This is a genomic window from Streptomyces sp. NPDC030798, from assembly GCF_055572275.1.
Map to the genome: position 1 here is coordinate 42,964 of NZ_JBVIDR010000001.1, position 17,620 is coordinate 60,583.

The 17,620-nt window shown below is 74.3% G+C and carries 14 protein-coding genes; 10 read left to right on the top strand and 4 right to left on the bottom strand.

The annotated features are described in order from the left end of the window. The first annotated feature begins 65 nt into the window (after positions 1-65). From ACZ404_RS00180 to ACZ404_RS00195, 4 genes are all read left to right on the top strand, one after another. Positions 66-872 carry a hypothetical protein gene (locus tag ACZ404_RS00180; protein WP_468434993.1) on the top strand — a complete coding sequence of 269 codons (807 nt, stop codon included), beginning with the start codon at positions 66-68 and terminating at the stop codon, positions 870-872. Positions 873-976: 104 nt separating this feature from the next. Beyond that, on the top strand, positions 977-3,094 hold the full coding sequence (locus ACZ404_RS00185) for an NHLP family bacteriocin export ABC transporter peptidase/permease/ATPase subunit (RefSeq protein WP_468435803.1): 2,118 nt from the start codon (positions 977-979) through the stop codon (positions 3,092-3,094). A gap of 1 nt (position 3,095) precedes the next feature. After that, positions 3,096-5,912, top strand: coding sequence for an NHLP bacteriocin export ABC transporter permease/ATPase subunit (locus ACZ404_RS00190; protein WP_468434994.1), 2,817 nt, complete (start codon positions 3,096-3,098; stop codon positions 5,910-5,912). Positions 5,913-6,067: 155 nt separating this feature from the next. Next, positions 6,068-7,129 carry an MGDG synthase family glycosyltransferase gene (locus ACZ404_RS00195; protein WP_468434995.1) on the top strand — a complete coding sequence of 354 codons (1,062 nt, stop codon included), beginning with the start codon at positions 6,068-6,070 and terminating at the stop codon, positions 7,127-7,129. A 189-nt stretch (positions 7,130-7,318) separates the two neighbouring features. Here the strand turns inward: ACZ404_RS00195 and ACZ404_RS00200 are convergent, their stop codons facing one another. Both ACZ404_RS00200 and ACZ404_RS00205 read right to left on the bottom strand, forming a co-directional pair. After that, positions 7,319-8,095, bottom strand: a complete 777-nt coding sequence (locus ACZ404_RS00200) for a polysaccharide deacetylase family protein (protein WP_468434996.1) — start codon at positions 8,093-8,095, stop codon at positions 7,319-7,321. A gap of 60 nt (positions 8,096-8,155) precedes the next feature. Next, positions 8,156-9,004 carry an SDR family NAD(P)-dependent oxidoreductase gene (locus ACZ404_RS00205; protein WP_468434997.1) on the bottom strand — a complete coding sequence of 283 codons (849 nt, stop codon included), beginning with the start codon at positions 9,002-9,004 and terminating at the stop codon, positions 8,156-8,158. A 257-nt stretch (positions 9,005-9,261) separates the two neighbouring features. Between ACZ404_RS00205 and ACZ404_RS00210 the strand changes: the two genes are divergently transcribed. The 5 genes from ACZ404_RS00210 to ACZ404_RS00230 all read left to right on the top strand — a co-directional run bounded on the left by ACZ404_RS00210 (position 9,262) and on the right by ACZ404_RS00230 (position 13,203). Next, a complete protein-coding gene (locus ACZ404_RS00210) occupies positions 9,262-10,767 on the top strand; it encodes an MFS transporter (RefSeq protein ID WP_468434998.1) in 1,506 nt (501 codons plus the stop codon). Positions 10,768-10,903: 136 nt separating this feature from the next. Further along, complete coding sequence (locus ACZ404_RS00215) at positions 10,904-11,071, top strand: hypothetical protein (protein ID WP_468434999.1); 168 nt, start codon at positions 10,904-10,906, stop codon at positions 11,069-11,071. Between the two features lie 265 nt (positions 11,072-11,336). Further along, positions 11,337-12,350: an iron-containing redox enzyme family protein gene (locus tag ACZ404_RS00220; RefSeq protein ID WP_468435000.1), complete on the top strand. Its 1,014-nt coding sequence runs from the start codon at positions 11,337-11,339 to the stop codon at positions 12,348-12,350. Then, a complete protein-coding gene (locus ACZ404_RS00225; RefSeq protein WP_468435001.1) occupies positions 12,351-13,025 on the top strand; it encodes a HemK2/MTQ2 family protein methyltransferase in 675 nt (224 codons plus the stop codon). Next, positions 13,006-13,203, top strand: coding sequence for a CDGSH iron-sulfur domain-containing protein (locus tag ACZ404_RS00230; protein ID WP_468435002.1), 198 nt, complete (start codon positions 13,006-13,008; stop codon positions 13,201-13,203). The genes ACZ404_RS00225 and ACZ404_RS00230 overlap by 20 nt, the downstream gene beginning before the upstream one ends. Before the next feature lie 208 nt (positions 13,204-13,411). On the opposite strand, the gene ACZ404_RS00235 is transcribed toward ACZ404_RS00230, so the two are convergent. Further along, a complete protein-coding gene (locus ACZ404_RS00235; protein WP_468435003.1) occupies positions 13,412-13,846 on the bottom strand; it encodes a protease inhibitor in 435 nt (144 codons plus the stop codon). Positions 13,847-14,216: 370 nt separating this feature from the next. On the opposite strand from ACZ404_RS00235, the gene ACZ404_RS00240 reads away from it, so the two are divergent. Then, positions 14,217-15,386 carry a lactate 2-monooxygenase gene (locus ACZ404_RS00240; protein WP_468435004.1) on the top strand — a complete coding sequence of 390 codons (1,170 nt, stop codon included), beginning with the start codon at positions 14,217-14,219 and terminating at the stop codon, positions 15,384-15,386. A 66-nt stretch (positions 15,387-15,452) separates the two neighbouring features. Here ACZ404_RS00240 and ACZ404_RS00245 read toward each other — a convergent pair whose 3' ends face one another. Further along, positions 15,453-17,141: an RICIN domain-containing protein gene (locus tag ACZ404_RS00245; protein WP_468435005.1), complete on the bottom strand. Its 1,689-nt coding sequence runs from the start codon at positions 17,139-17,141 to the stop codon at positions 15,453-15,455. Positions 17,142-17,620 lie beyond the last annotated feature (479 nt).

Sequence of the window (17,620 nt, forward strand, 5' to 3'; positions counted from 1 at the left end):
CTCGGTTCCGGGACTCATCGATGCCCTGAACCACATGTGTCCGACCCCCAGGTGAGGGAAGTCCCGTGCAGTTCCGCCAACAGGCCCTCGCCAAGCTCCAGTCGCCGGAGGAGCTGGACCTTCCGGTGCGGCTCGCCCGCCCCCAGGGCTGGCTCGCGCTCGGGGTGACGGTCCTCGTGATGGCGGCCGCCTCCGTGTGGGCGGTGACCGGCTCGGTCGCCTCCACGGTCGACGCGCCCGCGATCCTCACGCACGACCAGGGCAGTTACGTGCTGCAGAGCCCCGTGGCCGGCCAGGTCACGACCGTGCTCGCCCGGCAGGGGCAACGGCTGCCGGCGGGGGCGCCCGTCCTCAAGGTGCGCACGGCGCAGGGCACTTCGGTGGTCCGCACGGTCGCCGCGGGCCGGGTCACCGCGCTCGCCGCCACCCTCGGGCAGATCGTGCAGACCGGCACGGACGTGGCCGCCGTGGAGAAGGCCGCCCACGCCACCGACCCGCTGTACGCGACGGTGTACGTCCCCGCCGAGAACGCCGCCGCCATCCCCGCGCACGCCGCCGTCGACCTGACCGTGTCCTCCGTACCCGCGCAGAAGTACGGCGTGCTGCGCGGCCGAGTGAAGTCGGTCGACCGCACCGCGCAGTCCGCCCGGTCGATCGCCGCGTTCCTCGGCGACAGCCAGCTCGGCGAGCAGTTCACCCGCAAGGGCCGCCCGGTGGCCGTCACCGTGGAGCTCGACCCGTCGACGGCCACGAAGAGCGGTTACCGGTGGTCCACCACCGACGGCCCGCCGTTCCGGCTCGACTCCATGACCCTCGCCTCCGCCTCGGTCCGGCTGGCCGGCCGGCGTCCCGTCGATTGGCTGCTGCCGTGAGCCCCACCGCACAGGAGACCCGCGGCCGCCGACGCGCCGCCCCCGCCAAGCGGCCGGTCCCCAAGTCCCGCACCGGCACGGTCCGTACGCCCACCGTGCTGCAGATGGAGGCCGTCGAGTGCGGCGCCGCCTCCCTCGCGATGGTCCTCGGCCACTACGGCCGGCACGTCCCGCTGGAGGAACTGCGCATCGCCTGCGGCGTCTCCCGCGACGGCTCGCGCGCCAGCAACCTGCTGAAGGCGGCCCGCAGCTACGGCCTGACCGCCAAGGGCATGCAGATGGACCTGGCCGCGCTCGCCGAGGTGCGGGCGCCCGCCGTCCTCTTCTGGGAGTTCAACCACTACGTCGTCTACGACGGCATGGGCCGCCGCTTCGGTCGCCGCGGGGTGTACGTCAACGACCCCGCCAAGGGCCGCCGGTTCGTGCCGATGGAGGAGTTCGACGGCAGCTTCACCGGGGTCGTGCTGGTGATGGAGCCCGGCGACGGTTTCACCCGGGGCGGCCGGAAGCCCGGCGTGCTCGGCGCGATGCCGGCCCGGCTGCGCGGCACCGCGGGCACCCTGCCCGCCGCCGTCCTGGCCAGCCTGCTGCTGGTGGCCGTCGGCGCGGCCGTGCCCGCGCTCAGCCGTACGTACATCGACATGTTCCTCATCGGCGGCCAGACCTCGCTGCTGGGCGTGCTGTTCGCGTCCATGGCGACCTGCGTGCTGCTGACCCTGGTGCTGACCTGGCTGCAGCAGGCCAACCTGCTGCACGGCCGGATCATCTCCTCCACCCTCTCCAGCGCCCGCTTCCTGCGCCATCTGCTACGACTGCCGGTCACCTTCTTCGCCCAGCGCTCCCCCGCCGACCTGGTGCAGCGGCTGCAGTCCAACGACCAGGTCGCCGAGACCCTGGCCCGTGACCTGGCGGCGGCGGGCGTGGACGCGATCGTGGTCGTGCTGTACGCCGTCCTGCTCTACACCTACGACCCGCAGCTCACGTTCCTCGGCATCGGCGTGGCCCTGCTCAACGTGGTCGCCATGCGGCTGGTCGTGCGGCTGCGCGCGACCCGCACCGCCAAGCTGCGCGCGGACACCGCGCGGCTCACCAACACGGCGTACACCGGCCTGCAGCTGATCGAGACCATGAAGGCGACCGGCGGCGAGGACGGCTACTTCCGCAAGTGGGCCGGGCAGCACGCCACCACGCTGGAGGAGCAGCAGCGCCTCGGGGTGCCGAGCGCCTGGCTCGGCGTGGTCGCGCCCACCCTCGCCACGTTCAACAGCGCGCTGATCCTGTGGATCGGCGGCCTGCGGGCGGTCGAGGGGCACCTCTCGGTCGGCCTGCTGGTCGCCTTCCAGGCGCTGGTCACCCGCTTCACCGCGCCGCTGACCCGGCTCAACGGCGTGGCGGGCCGGATCCAGGACTTCGCGGCCGACGTGGCTCGGCTGAAGGACGTCGAGAACTTCCAGGCCGACCCGCTCTACGCCCGCCCCGGCGCCGGAGATTCGACCCGCCGGCTGCACGGGCACGTCGAGCTGGAGAACGTCACCTTCGGCTACAGCCCGCTGGACCAGCCGCTGCTGACCGGCTTCGACCTGACGGTGGGTCCCGGGCAGCAGGTGGCGCTGGTCGGCGGCTCGGGCAGTGGCAAGTCGACGGTGTCCCGGCTGATCTCGGGCCTGTACGCGCCGTGGGACGGGGTGATCCGCATCGACGGCCGCCGCCTGGAGGACATCCCGCGCGGCGCGCTCGCCTCCTCCGTGTCCTTCGTGGACCAGGACGTGTTCCTCTTCGAGGGCTCGGTCCGCGACAACATCGCCCTGTGGGACCCGTCCATCCCGGACGAGGCCGTGGTGGAGGCGCTGAAGGACGCGGCGCTGTACGACGTGGTGATGCGCCGGCCCGGCGGCATCCACAGCAGGGTCGAGCAGGACGGCCGCAACTTCTCCGGTGGGCAGCGCCAACGGCTGGAGATCGCGAGGGCGCTGGTCCGCCGTCCGAGCATCCTCGTCCTCGACGAGGTGACCAGCGCGCTGGACGCGGAGACCGAGCTGGTCGTGATGGACAACCTGCGCCGGCGCGGCTGCGCCTGCGTGGTGATCGCCCACCGGCTGAGCACGGTCCGCGACAGCGACGAGATCGTCGTCCTGCAGCACGGCACGGTCGTCGAGCGCGGGCGGCACGAGGAGCTGGTGGCGCGCGGCGGCGCGTACGCCGCGCTGGTCAGGGAGCGGTGAGATGACGTCCGTACCGGAAGGCGACCTGGTCCTCGGGGCGCTCGGTTCGCTGGGCACGCGGGTGGACTGCGCCGGCTTCAACCGGCTGGACCTCGAGGATCCGCAGGTGCTGTGGCTGGTCGCGGCCGGTGCCCTGGACCTGTTCGCGGTGGACGCCGCGCAGCAGGGCCACTGGCACCACCTCGGCCGGCTGGAGGCGGGCACGCTGCTGCTCGGGCCGGTCGCCGGGCCCCAGCACACCCTGGTGGCGCGGCCGGTCCGGGACTGCGTGGTGCACCGCGTGGCGCTGCGCGAGCTGCATCAGCCGGCCCACACCCAGACCTGGTCCTACGACGCGTACGGCAACCCGCAGTACGTGCCACCCACGACCAGCCCCCTGGAGTACGCCGTCGCCCTGGGCGTCGGGCGCGGGCTGTCCGTGCTCTTCCAGGCGCCGATGGCCGAGGAGCGGCTCGCCGCGCCCGCCGACGACGACGTGTTCTGGATGCAGGTGCCACCGGGCAGCGTGCAGTACGGCTCCCTGTACGGCGCCGAGGCCGCCGCCGACCTGCTGATGGACCCCGCGCTGTGGCAGTCCCTGGTCGACCAGCAGTACCGGCTGCTGACCGCGCTGGACCGCTGGATCGAGCAGCTGGAGCGCACCCACGAGACACGTGCCGCCGCCGGTATCAAGGCCGGTGAGGCGGTGCGCGCCCAGGCCGACCAGACCCTGCTGGCCTCGATCGGCCGGCGCTCGGCGCGCCGTACGACGGCCGCCGACGCCGACGCCGGCTACGCGGCCTGCCGGCTGGTCGCCGAGGCGGCCGGGATCCGGCTGGCCGAGCCCGCGCAGAGCGGCACCGAGAGCGAACGCCTCGACCCGGTCGAGCGGGTGGCACTCGCCTCCCGCGTGCGCACCCGGGCGGTACGCCTGGAGGGCCGCTGGTGGCGGGAGGACGTGGGCCCGCTGGTCGGGCACCGGGCGCTGTCCGGGGCGCCGGTGGCGCTGCTGTGGCGGCGCGGCGGCTATGTGGCCGTGCACCCGGGCACCGGGCGGGAGACGCCGATCGAGAAGGCGAACGCGGAGGAGTTCGAGCCGCGCGCGGTGATGTTCTACCGGCCGCTGCCCGACAAGCGGCTGGGGCCGCTCGGACTGCTCCGCTTCAGCCTGCGCGGCACCCGCGGCGACCTGGTCAATCTGCTGCTGGCCGGGCTGGTGACGGTGGTGATCGGCGCGCTGGTGCCGGTCGCGACCGGCAAGGTGCTCGGCGAGTACGTGCCGCGGGCCGAGGAGGGCCTGATCGTCCAGGTGTGCCTGGCGGTGATGGTCAGCGGCGTGGTGGCGGCCGCGTTCACGCTGCTGGAGAACCTGACCATCCTGCGGCTGGAGGGCCGTATCGAGGCGGCGCTCCAGCCGGCCGTGTGGGACCGGTTGCTCAGGCTCCCGACCCGGTTCTTCACCCAGCGCTCCACCGGTGAACTGGCCAGCGCCGCCATGGGCATCAGCGCGATCCGGCGGCTGCTGGCCGGCGTCGGCCCGGTGGTCGCCCAGTCGGTCACCGTCGGCGCGATGAACCTCGGACTGCTGTTCTGGTACAGCGTGCCGATGGCGCTGGCGGCGATCGGCATGCTCGTCGTGATAGCGGGGGTGTTCCTGGGGCTCGGGCTGTGGCAGGTGCGCCGGCAGCGGCGGCTGGTGGTGCTCGGCAACAAGCTGAACAACCAGGCGTTCCAGACGCTGCGGGGCCTGCCGAAGCTGCGGGTGGCGGCGGCCGAGAACTACGCGTACGCCGCCTGGGCCCGGGAGTTCGCGCGCAGCCGGGAGCTCCAGCAGAAGGTGGGCCGCATCAAGAACCTCACCTCGGTGCTGGGCGCGGTCTACCTGCCGGTGTGCACGCTGCTGATGTTCATGCTGCTGGCGGGGCCGGCGAAGGGCGCGATGTCGGCGGCGGCCTTCCTGACCTTCAACACCTCGGTGACCATGGTGCTGACCTCGGTCACCCAGCTCACCGGGGCGTTCGTGTCGGCGGTGGCCGCGCTGCCGCTGTTCGAGGAGATCGGGCCGGTCCTGGACGCCACGCCCGAGGTGCGCACGGGCAGCACCCGCCCGGGGCCGCTGTCGGGCGCCCTGGAGGCACGCCGGCTGTCCTTCCGGTACGCCGACGACGGCCCGCTCGTCCTGGACGACGTGTCCTTCGCCGTCCGGCCGGGTGAGTTCGTGGCGGTCGTCGGCCCGAGCGGCTGCGGCAAGTCCACGCTGCTGCGCCTGCTCATCGGCTTCGACAAGCCGGTCTCCGGCAGTGTCCTGTACGACGGCCAGGACCTGGCGGCACTGGACCAGTCGGCGGTGCGCCGCCAGTGCGGTGTGGTGCTCCAGCACGCGCAGCCGTTCACCGGCTCTGTCCTGGACGTCATCTGCGGCACCGAGCCGTACACGCCGGAGGAGGCGATGGCGGCGGCCGAGATGGCGGGTCTCGCGGAGGACATCAGGCGGATGCCGATGGGGCTGCACACGATCGTGGCCGGCAACGGCGCGATCTCCGGCGGCCAGCGGCAGCGGCTGATGATCGCCCAGGCGCTGATCCGGCGCCCGCGCATCCTCTTCTTCGACGAGGCCACCAGCGCCCTGGACAACGACACCCAGCGCGTCGTCATCGAGAGCACCCGCAAGCTGAACGCGACCCGCGTCGTCATCGCCCACCGCCTGTCGACGGTGCTGGACGCGGACCGGGTGATCGTGATGGAGGACGGCAGGATCATCCAGCAGGGGCCGCCCGCGCAGCTCCTCGCGGACACGGGCGGCCGGCTGCACGAACTGGTGCGGCGGCAACTGGCGTAGGGAGCCGCGACACGGCCGCCGGGGCCGGCCGGGTTCCCCCGTTTACGGTGGGGGGCGGCGGAGAATCGGAATCCGTGCGAACTTCTGCGGGAGTGCCCCGGGGTGAGCGAGCGTCGACCGGCCGCCGGCGACGGATGCTGATCCTCAGCGCGAGCATGGGGGCCGGTCATGACGCCGTCGCCGCCGAACTGGCCCGGCGCGCCGAGGTCCACGGACTCGAGCCGCACCTCGCCGACGTCCTGGAGCTGCTGCCCCACGGCCTGGGCACGGGCCTGCGGCGCTTCTACCAGGCGTCGGTACGGCACGTCCCGTGGGTGTACGCCGGTCTGTACGGCGCGTTCATGCGCGGCGGCGCGGGGCCCCGGCCCAGTGGCGTGCCCCTGGCCCGGCTCGCCGGTGACCGGCTGACCGGCCTCGTGGACCGGCTCGGCGCCGATGTGGTGGTGTCCGTCTTCCACCTGGCCGCGCAGCTCACCGGCGATCTGAGGGCGCGGGGCGGGCTGCGGGTGCCCGCTTCCGTCTTCCTGCTCGACTTCGCGGTGCACCGGCAGTGGCTCCACCCGGGCAACGACCGCTACCTGTGCCTGACGGAGGCGGCGGCGCGCGAGGTCGGGCGCTCCCTGCCCACCCCGGTGGTGACGACCGGCCCGGTGGTGCCGCCCGGCTTCCTGGCGCCGGCCCCCGGAGCGGCTCACTGGCGGCAACGGTTCGCCGGGCACGCGCCCGGCCGGCCGCCGGTCCTGCTCTCCGCGGGCGCCTGGGGCGCGGCGTCCCGCCCGGCGGACACGGCCGGGCTGCTGCACGGCGCCGGTTATCTGCCGGTGCTGCTGTGCGGCCGCAACGAACGGCTCCTCGGCCGGATGTCCCGGGTGCCGGGTGCGCTGGCGCTGGGCTGGGTCGACGACGTGCCGGGGCTGATGGGCGCCGCGTACGCCCTGGTGGACAACGCCGCCGGGCAGACCGCCGTCCAGGCCCTCGGCGCGGGGCTTCCCGTGGTCGGCCACCGTCCCCTGCCCGGCCATGGTGCGGAGGGCGTCCGGCAGATGGCGGGCCTCGGCCTGTCGGAGTACGCCCCGGACGGCCCCGCCCTGCTGACGGCACTCGCCCGCCTCTCGGACTGCGGCCCGGAGCGCGCGGCCCGTGCGGCGCGGGGCCGCGCCCTGTTCCGAGGCGATGCGCTGGCCTGCGTGGCGGGACTCGCGGAGGGGGCCTCGTAGGACGCTGCGCCGGAGCGCGTGACCGCCCTGCACCTGACGGCCTCCGGTGGCCGACCGCACCCGCGGTGCACGGCTTGCCGCACCCGTACCGCCGACGGGCACGGCCGACTCGGCGGACAGCCGCCCTGCACCAGGGGCCGTCCGGCGAAGGCCCCGCTCCCCGGTGCGCGGCCCCTCCCCCACCGTGCCTCAGACGCCCAGCGGCTCCGGCGTCGGCCCGGCCGGCAGCACCGGCCCCGGGCCGTGTTCGCACAGGGGGCCGACCGTGAGGCCCGCCTCGTGGCAGCCGGCGACGATGCCGGGCAGGGCGGCGAGGGAGGCCCGCCAGCAGCCGGGGGCGGCGGCCCGGTCCGAGTCGTGCAGCAGGACGGTGCCGCCGCCGCGCAGGTCCGCCGCGACCCGGGCCCGTACGGAGGCCGCGGTGGCGTCGGGCGTCCAGTCCCGCCCCCACGCGGACCACAGCACCGGCCGCAGTCCGGCCCGGCGGGCGGCGATCCAGCGTCCCGAGGTGAGGATGCCGTACGGCGGCCGGTACCACAGGGGCCGCCGGCCGGCGGTGTCGTGGACGACGCGCACGGCGCGCCGTACCTCCGCCAGGTCACGGGCCGGGGCGGGACGCCACGGGCGGTCGTGGGTCCAGCCGTGCACCGCCGGTTCGTGCCCCCGCCGGACCAGTTCCCGGACCAGGTCGGGATGCCGGACCACCTCCGAGCCGAGCAGGAAGAACGTCGCCCTCACGCCCAGGCCGTCCAGCGCGTCGAGGAACAGCGGCGTCGACACGGGGTCCGGCCCGTCGTCGAAGGTCAGCGCGATGTGCCGGCGGTGACCGGTGCCGGAGAGCCGGGGGAACAGCAGGCGCCGTACGGTCGGCAGCCAGGTGGCCGCCGGTCCGATGTGCGCGCCGGCCGCGGTCAGCGGCAGCACGACGGCCGCGGTCCGCCATGGCCGGCCGGACGAGGACCCCATCGATGACTCGCCTCCTTGCTGAGACCGACACCTGCGTGGCACGAACGGAGCGCCGTCCGCTCACCCGAAGCGGGCGGCGAGCCGCCGGTAGAGTCCCGGCGCGGTCCCGCGCACCCGTGCGGGCAGCCGCAGCCAGCCGGGGACGTACACCTCGTCCCTGCCGTGCCGGACGGCGCTCCACACCGCGTCGGCCACCCGCTCGGGCGGCACGGCCCTGGGCCACGCCCGCCGGTAGGGGGCACCGCGCCGTTCGAAGAAGGGTGTGTCGACCACGCCCGGGACCACCAGGCTGACGCCCACGCCGGTGCCGCGCAGTTCGTACCGCAGGGCGTCGGCGAAGGCGGCCAGCGCGGCCTTCGCGGCGGAGTACACGGCCTCGCCGCGCACACCCACGCTGCCGGCGAGGGAGCCGATCAGCACCACGCGTCCGCCGCCGGCCGCGACCATGTGCGGCAGCAGGTCGCGCACCAGGTGCAGGGTGGCCAGCAGGTCGACGCCGACGACCTCGTCGATGCGGGAGCGGGGCATCGCGGTGAAGTCACCGGCCCAGCCGACGCCGGCCCCCGCCACCAGCAGACGGGGGCTGCCCACCTGCTCCAGGACGTGGCCGGTCAGCCGGCGGCCGGCGCCGGGGCGGCTGAGATCCGCGGGAAAGGCCGTGGCCGGCAACCGCGCGGCCATCTGCTCCAGCCGGGTGACGTCACGCCCGCTGAGCACCAGATGCCAGCCCCCCTCGGCGGCCAGCCGGCGGGCCACGGCCGCGCCGATGCCGGAGGAGGCACCCGTCACGAGGGCCGTGCGCCCGGGAACGGCCCGGGGCGCGGGGCCCGCTTCCGGGAGCGACGCCGTCCGGGGCAGACCGCGGCCGGGTGCTCCTGCGGGGCTGAGCGAAGAGGACGAAGCGGACATGGTCACCGACCTCACTGCGACGGTGGGCGCGGGCGGGTGACGTCCGGCGCCGTGGGTGCATGGAGTATCCATGGCGCCACAGGCTGAAACTCCGCGCACCCCGGGAAGCGGGCGTGCGGCCGCCCCGCGCCCGTCCCACCCTTCCAGAAAACGAAACGTTGCCGTTTCGCTCCAAGTCGTCTAGCCTCCAAGCGTACGAAACCGTTTCGTTTACGAGTTCGCCGGCGAACGTGAACGACTTCCCTGGAGTGGTTCCCATGTCCCAGAAGACCCTGGCCGAGGGCTCCCGCGCGGGGGCCGCCGAAAAGGCCGCCGCCGATGTCTCCGGCAAGCGCTGGTGGATCCTCGCGGTCATCGCCGTGGCCCAGCTGATGGTGGTGCTCGACGCCACCATCGTGAACATCGCCCTGCCCTCCGCCCAGGCCGACCTCGGCTTCTCCGACGGCAGCCGGCAGTGGATCGTGACCGCCTATGCGCTGGCGTTCGCCTCCCTGCTGCTGCTCGGCGGCCGCACAGCCGACCTGTTCGGCCGCAAGCCCGCCTTCCTCGCCGGCGTCGTCGGCTTCGCCGCGGCCTCCGCGCTCGGCGGTGCCGCGAACGGCTTCACCATGCTGGTCGCCGCACGCGCCCTGCAGGGTGCCTTCGGCGCGCTGCTCGCGCCGGCCGCCCTGTCGCTGCTCAACACGACGTTCACCGACGCCCGCGAGCGGGCCCGCGCGTTCAGCGTGTACGGAGCCATCGCCGGTGCCGGCGGCGCCGTCGGGCTGCTGCTCGGCGGTGTGCTGACCGACGCGCTGGACTGGCGCTGGACGCTCTACGTCAATGTGGCCATCGCCGTCGTCGCCTTCGCCGGCGGCTGGATCCTGCTGGGCAACCACCGCGACGCGGCGACCGCCAAGCTGGACGTGCCGGGCACGGTCCTGGTCGCCGCGGGTCTGTTCTCCCTGGTCTACGGCTTCTCCAACGCCGAGACGCACGACTGGGGTTCGCCGCTGACCTGGGGCTTCCTGCTCGCGGGCGGCCTGCTGCTGGCGGCCTTCGCCTGGTGGCAGACCCGCGCCGCGCACCCGCTGCTGCCGCTGCGCATTCTGCTCGACCGCGACCGCGGAGCCTCGTTCGTCGCGGTGCTGATCACCGGCGCGGGCATGTTCGGCGTCTTCCTCTTCCTGACCTACTACCTGCAGCTGAACCTCGGCTTCAGCCCGACGAGAACCGGTGTGGCGTTCCTGCCGATGGTCGGCGCCCTGATGGTCACCGCGCAGCTCGGCACCACCGTCCTGCTGCCGCGCATCGGCCCCAAGGCGGTGATCCCGCTCGGCTTCGCGATCGCCACGGCCGGTATGGCCTGGCTGACCGGCATCGGCCTGGGTTCGCACTACGCCGGTGATGTGCTGCCGCAGCTGATCGTGATCGGTGTGGGCCTCGGGCTGGTCATGCCGACCGCCATGCAGCTGGCCACCGGCGGGGTGGCGGCCGAGGACGCCGGTGTCGCCTCCGCGACCGTCAACGCCATGCAGCAGGTGGGCGGTTCGATCGGTACGGCGCTGCTGAACACCCTGGCCGCGAGCGCAGCCACCGACTACATCTCCGGCCGGGACGCCACCAGCAAGCTGGTGCGGGCCCAGGCGACGATCGAGAGCTACACCACCGCCTTCTGGTGGTCGGCGGGCTTCTTCGCCGCCGGCGCGGTCATCGCGTTCCTCCTTTACCGGCGCGGGGTGCCGCAGCAGGACGCCGGGGCCGCTCCGGTCGTCCACATGTGACCGACCCGCACCACCGAGCCGAAGGGGCCGCCGTCAGCAGGGAGACGGCGGCCCCTTCCCACTGTCCGTGCGGCACGCTTGAGATCGCTTGGGCGGGTAACCCGCGGTGGTCCGGACGACGACGGAAGGAGACGTCATGTCGGGCGCCGACGAGCGCGAGGAACGGCCCGAGACGGCCCTGGAGGAGGTGCTCCGGGAGATCGAGGACGCCGAGACGCACGAGGACCAGACGCACACGGAGGGCGAGGCGGGCGACGCCATCACCCCCAACACCGGGGCCCAGAAGCAGGCGGACGGCGAGTGAACGGCGACGGCCGCCCGCTGCGCCCACGGAACGCTCCGCCGGGACCCGGGCGGCCGGCGCCACCGGTGCCGTAGCACCGGCCTCGCTTCTCCTCCCGGCGGCGGAGCCCGGCCGCCCGAGGCCGGCATGCGCGCACGGCCGGGCCCGTTGCCTTCGCGCATCTGCGGGCGCCCCTCGCCCGCCGGCCGGTGACCTCGGTCGGCATCTCGCATGAGGTGCGGGCGGCCACGGGTGCTTTCGCCTCGGCTCCGGGTACCCGAGCCGCATGAACCACCACCTGCGAGGACCCGCGCTGCCCGCCGCGCGCGGGCCGCTCTCCGCTGCCGTCGCCGCGTATCTGCGCGGCACCGGCCCGCTGCCCCACCCCGCCGACGCCGAGGCGGCCGACCCCTACGGCGACGACCTCCAGCTCGCGCTGTACGTGTGCTACGAGCTGCACTACCGCGGCTTCGCGGGCGTGCCCCCCGAGCACGAGTGGGACCCGGAGCTGCTGCGGGTCCGGGGCGCGCTGGAGCGGCGGTTCCTGTCCGCGCTGCGCGCCGACACGCCCGGGCACGGCAGTGTCGACGACGCGCTCGGCGCCCTCCTGGTCGAGCCGGCCGAGGGCACGGGCGTCACGCACTTCCTGCGGGACGAGGGCGAGCTGTGGCAGCTGCGCGAGTACGCCGCGCAGCGCTCGCTGTACCACCTCAAGGAGGCCGACCCGCACGCCTGGGTGCTGCCGCGGCTGTGGGGCCGGGCGAAGGCGGCGATGGCGGCGGTGGAGTACGACGAGTTCGGCGGCGGTCGCGCCGAGCGGGTGCACGCCCGGCTGTTCGCGGACCTGATGACCGACCTCGGCCTGGACCCCACGTACGGGCGTCATCTCGACGCGGGCTGCGCCGAGATGCTCGCGGTCGTCAACCTGATGTCCCTGCTCGGGCTGCACCGTGAGCTGCGCGGGGCGCTGGTGGGTCACTTCGCCGACGTGGAGATCACCTCCTCCCCCGGATCCCGGCGGCTCGCCGAGGCGATGCGCCGCACCGGTGCCGGGCCGGCCGCGGAGTTCTTCTACGACGAGCACGTGGAGGCGGATGCGGTGCACGAGCAGGTGGTCCGGCACGAGGTGATCGGCGGGCTGCTCGAGGAGGAGCCGGAGCTGGCGGACGACATCGCGTTCGGCATCGACGCCACCGAGTTCCTGGAGGGCCGGCTGGCGCGGCACCTGCTCACCGAGTGGCGTGCGGGACGGTCGTCGCTGCACGCCCCGCTTGATGCCGTGATGACCCATACATCCTGAATGCCAGGGTACCCGCGCGATGTGATCGCTTTGGTGCTTCCGGGTGTCTACGCCCCTCAGGACGACACGGCTCTGCTGGCCGAGGCCCTCCGGGAGGAGGCGCCCCCGCCCGGCGCGCGCGTCCTGGACGTGGGCACCGGAAGCGGTGCGCTCGCGCTGGTGGCCGCCCGGTACGGCGCCGAGGTCACCGCGGTGGACGTGTCGCGGCGGGCGGTGTGGACCGCGCGGTTGAACGCGTGGCTGGCCCGGCTGCCGGTGCGGATCCGGCGCGGCAACCTCTTCGGCCCGGTGCGCGGCCGGTCGTACGACGTCATCCTCGCCAATCCGCCCTACGTCCCGGCGCCCGACGCGGGCCGCCGGCCGCACGGGCGGTCGCGGGCCTGGGACGCGGGCGGGGACGGGCGGCTGCTGCTGGACCGGATCTGCCGGGACGCGCCCCGGCTGCTGCGGCCCGGGGGTGTGCTGCTGGTCGTCCACTCGGCGCTGAGCGGTCCCGAGCGGAGCCTGGAACTGCTGCGCACGGCGGGCCTGAAGGCCGCGGTGGTCCGGCGGCGCTGGATCGCCTTCGGTCCGGTGCTGCGCTCCCGGGAGGGCTGGCTGCGGCAGCGCGGTCTGCTGTCGGCCGCCGACGACAAGGAAGAGCTGGTGGTCATCCGTGCCGAACGAGTTTGCTGACCGGCCGCGCCGGATCCGGATGCAGCGGCGGGGGCCGCTGCTCGTGGAGGGCCCCGTGGAGATCGAACTGGAGGACGGCACCACGGTGTCCTCCGACCGCTTCCGGGTCGCCCTGTGCACCTGCCGCCGCAGCCGCCGCTATCCCTGGTGCGACACGAGCCACCGCCGCAAGGCGTAGTTCGCTGGTTGAAACCGGTTGTTTTTCGCCGCTCCCCGGTCGGGCCCCCCACGGGCCTGTCCGGGGAGCGGCTGTGTGCCCGGGCCGGCGGGCGGCCCCACTCCGCCCGTCCGGTCCCGGTGCGAGATCGCAGATCCCCGCTGCAGGGGCCGCACTCCCCAGTTGCGAGCCTGATCCGGCGCTGCGGGGACCGTCTGCGATCCCGGTCCTAGAACGCGAAGACGCTGCTGTTCAGCGCGTCCTTCGCGCAGGAGTTGCCGAAGGTCTGTTCGTAGGAGACGCGCTTGCCCTGCCAGACGCCCTGGACCGTGACGACGACCGGGTCGTACAGCTTGGTGCACCAGACGTTGTCGCGGGGCTTGAAGGCGCCGAAGTCGCCACCGACGCCGCGCAGTTCGGCGCAGGCCTGGGCCGCGGCGGGGTGGGTGCCGGAGGCCGTCGGGGCGCAGTTCAGGGTGACGGCGCGCTCCGGAGTGGCCGTGGCCGCGTTGTCGCCGTGTCCGATGGTGAGGACCAGCGCCGAGGGGGCGTAGAGCGACGACGGGGCGGCGTCCGGTGCAGCGGCGGCGCCCCCGGTCAGGGGTCCGCAGACGGCGGCGGCCGAGAGGCCGAGGGTCGCTGCCCAGCGCGCGGTGTTCCGCATTGTGTGCATCCTTCCGCTCGAGAGACGAGCCGGCTCCGGCCGGTCGGCGCCGGAGCGGCGAGCGCCACTCTGCCGACTCCGCCGGGGAAACTCACATCGACCCCACGGCTTTCGGTAACCTTGCGTGTTGAATCAGTGGCGCGAAGTCACGGAATTTGAACAGGTCGGCCGTGCAACTGAGCGGTTCTTGATCGATTCAAGCGGCTGGATGGCCGAAAACCACCGCTTCGTTAATAGGCCTGAAACATTCCGCTCGTCGCGTTGCGAAGCACCGTGGCGGGCCCGCGGGACCCCGCGGAGGACCCCCGGCTACCCGTCGGTATGGTCGGGCCGCAGCGCGACGCGGCGCGACGACCGGTGGGAGGGACGGATGGCGAAGCACTGGGCCGACTTCCAGTACGAGATCTATCTGAACGGGATGACGGGTGTGGTCCCCCGGCTGCCCACCGACCTGACGCGGCTGGAGGAGCTGGCCGAGCACCGGCTCGGACCCGGCCCGGTGGGCTATGTGGCGGGGAGCGCGGGCGACGGCAGCACCGCGCGCGCCAACCGGGCGGCCCTCGCCCGGCACCGGATCGTGCCGCGCATGCTGCGCGACGTCCACGAGCGTGATCTGACGGTCGAGGTGCTGGGCCGGGTCCTGCCGGCGCCGCTGGCTCTGGCGCCGGTCGGCGTGCTGTCGATCATGCATCCGGACGCCGAGTGCGCGGCCGCCCGGGCCGCCGCCGCGCAGGGGGTGCCGTACATCCTGTCCTCGGCGTCCAGTACGCCCCTGGAGCAGGTCGCGGAGGCCATGGGGGACGCCGAGCGGTGGTTCCAGCTGTACTGGGGCAAGGACCGCGAGGTGACGCGGAGTTTCCTCGGCCGGGCGCGGGCGGCGGGGTTCTCGGTGCTGGTCGTCACCCTGGACACGCCGCTGCTGTCGTGGCGGCCGCGCGACCTGGACCAGGCGTACCTGCCGTTCCTGCGCGGGGTGGGCACCGCCAACTACTTCACCGATCCGGCGTTCCGGGCGGGTCTGGCCAAGCCGGTGCACGAGGACCCGAACGCGGCGGTGCTGCACTTCCTCGGCCTCTTCGGGGACGCGAGCCACACCTGGCCGGACCTGGCGTTCCTGCGCGAGCACTGGGACGGGCCGATCGTCCTCAAGGGCGTGCTGCACCCGGACGACGCCCGGCTCGCCGCGGACGCCGGGGTGGACGGGGTGGTGGTCTCCAACCACGGCGGCCGGCAGGTGGCGGGGTCCGTCGCGGCGGCCGACGCGCTGCCCCTGGTCGCCGACGCGGTCGGCGACCGGCTGACGGTGCTGTTCGACAGCGGGGTGCGCACGGGCGACGACGCGTTCAAGGCCCTCGCTCTCGGCGCCCGCGCGGTCCTGCTCGGCCGGCCCTACGTCTACGGCCTCGGCCTGGACGGGCAGCCCGGCGTGGAACACGTCGTCCGCTGCCTCCTCGCGGAACTCGACCTCACCCTCGCCCTCTCCGGCCACGCGACCCCCCACACCGTCAGCCGCTCCGACCTGCTGCCCGCCGAGGCCTGACCCCCGCCGCCGTCCGCGCCGCGGGGCCGAGGCCGGGGCCCGTTCTGCGCCCCGGCCAGGACGCCCCTACGTACCCTTGCCCGGGAGTCGGGCCGGGTGGGCGGAGGAGGTCTGGGTGCCCGCTATCGAGAGGGAGCCGGGGGTGGTGGGGGGTGGGTCGGTGAGCCAGCGCTGGGCGGTGGAGTGGTCGCGGACCTTGACGACGATGTCAGCGCCCGTGTCCTCGCCGGCCGAGGCGAGCGCGAGGGTGTCGTCCCAGCGGGGCAGCAACTCGCCCTGCACCGTGAAGTCGTAGCGCACGTCGTCGCCGCGCTTCGCGCCGGCGTCGGCACAGGTGCCGAGGATGACCACGCCCGCGTCGGCGTGCGAGTCCAGGCACAGGCCGGAGTCGGCCCCGCTGTGCAGCTGCCCGTCGGCGTCGTACGTCCACTGCTGGGAGGGCGCCGAGGAACAGGCGGCGAGGACCACGGCCGCGCCGGCCTCGGGGCTGCCCTTGACGTCCAGGCACAGCTCGGCGGCGGCGTTGCGCAGCCGGGTCGGCCGGCCGGCCGAGGGCAGGGCCGCGGTGCCCGGGGTCGTGGCGGAGACCGACGGCGACGGGCCTGCGGTGCCGGCGCCGGTGGAGGCGACCGGGGCCGTGCCGTCACCACCGTCCGGCAGCACACTGAGCACGAGCACGGTCGCGAGCAGCCCGGCCGAGGCCACGCCGACCCCGGTGAGCAGCGTCCGGGACGACCAGCCGGCGTCGGCCGCGCGGCGCACGGGCGCGGGCAGCGGGACCCGGGCCAGTGCACCCGGCTCGCCGCCGGCGCGCCGGCGGCCCCCGGTGCCGGCCGACCGGGAGAGCAGCCCGGGCCTTCCGCCGCCGCGGCTGCGGCCCCCGGAGCGCCGGGCAGCGGCGCGAGGGGTGGTGTCCGTTCGCCGGCGGCCCGGGCGCGACTCGAGGTAGCGGCGGGCGCCCCAGCCGAGGACCGCTTCGGCGAGCAGCACGCCCAGCCCTGCCTCGATCCGGCCCAGTTGCTCGGCGGCGTGCCGGCAGTAGGAGCAGCCGGCGAGGTGTTGCCGGACGTCCGGCAGCAGGGCGCCGCCCCGGCGGATCGGCACGTCCAGGAGGCGGTTGTAGTGCCGGCAGTCGGTACTGGGCGCCAGTTCCCGGTGGGCGCGGACACACCCTTCCCGGAATTTGTCGCGGGCCTGTTCGAGTGCGGCCGCCGCGCCGGCGGCGTCCATGCCGAGCAGCCCGGCCGGGATGTTTATCGGCTCGGCCTCGACCTCGACATGCCACAGCAACGCCTGTTCGAGCCGGGGAAGGCCATGGAATGAACGTTCGGAAAGAGCGCGGTTTTCCGGTATCAGGGTCTTCGCGTTGCGCATGCCGCGGCCCCCGGCGGGTTTCTGCAGTCCGGGCAGCACGACGGTTATCCGGTCCGTGGTGGACCAGTTCACGACCGTGTCCCGGACGGCCACCAGCAGCCGCGGCCGCAGCGCGTCCGCGGGCTCGCCGAGCGCGAGCCGGCCGAGGACCTGGTGGAAGGCGGTGGCGGTGACCATGTGCGCGAGGGGCCCGGGGGCGGCCAGGCAGATGACCGCGTAGTCCTGCGCCGGCTGCCAGTGCCGGGCCATCAGCAGGGCGGCGGACCGGGAGGCCTCCGCGTCCGAGCCGGCACGCAGGGGGCCGGTGAGGGACTCGTCGGACTCCCCTGGATCGCCGCCGGAGGGCGGGTAGGGAGGACGAGGAGGGTGGGGGGTGGGCACTGAGCGGATTCCTTTGGTGCGTGAATGGTGCGTTGGTGCCATTTCTGGGATGCGCGCGGGGAGCGGGAAATGTGGCGGTTCCGTACCGGCCCGGTTCCCCAACTGCCAAAGAAGCTCGGCGATTACCCCCCGCACGGGTGTTTCAACCCTTGCACAACTTCCACACATGCAACAAGGCGCTCGGGACACATCGACAGGTTTGAAAGAAAGTCAGAAAGCGGCCCTCCGGCCGGTTCCCCACGCCCTCTTTAGGTTTTCCGCGCGCCCCGTGTGAAGAGTGCGCACGCACCGGGCGGCCGCGCACGCTCCCGGGGTGCGCGGGGCGGTAGTGGACTGGGGTCCGGCCACCTCGGAAGGCCCCGCACAGGACGGCAGCTCTCCTGCGCGAAACCGGCCGCCGGCCCCGTTCCTCCTGCCCTCGGCCGGCGGCCCCGTCCGGAGGACTCCCCCGGCCGGCCGCCCCGGCTGCTTCCCCGCCG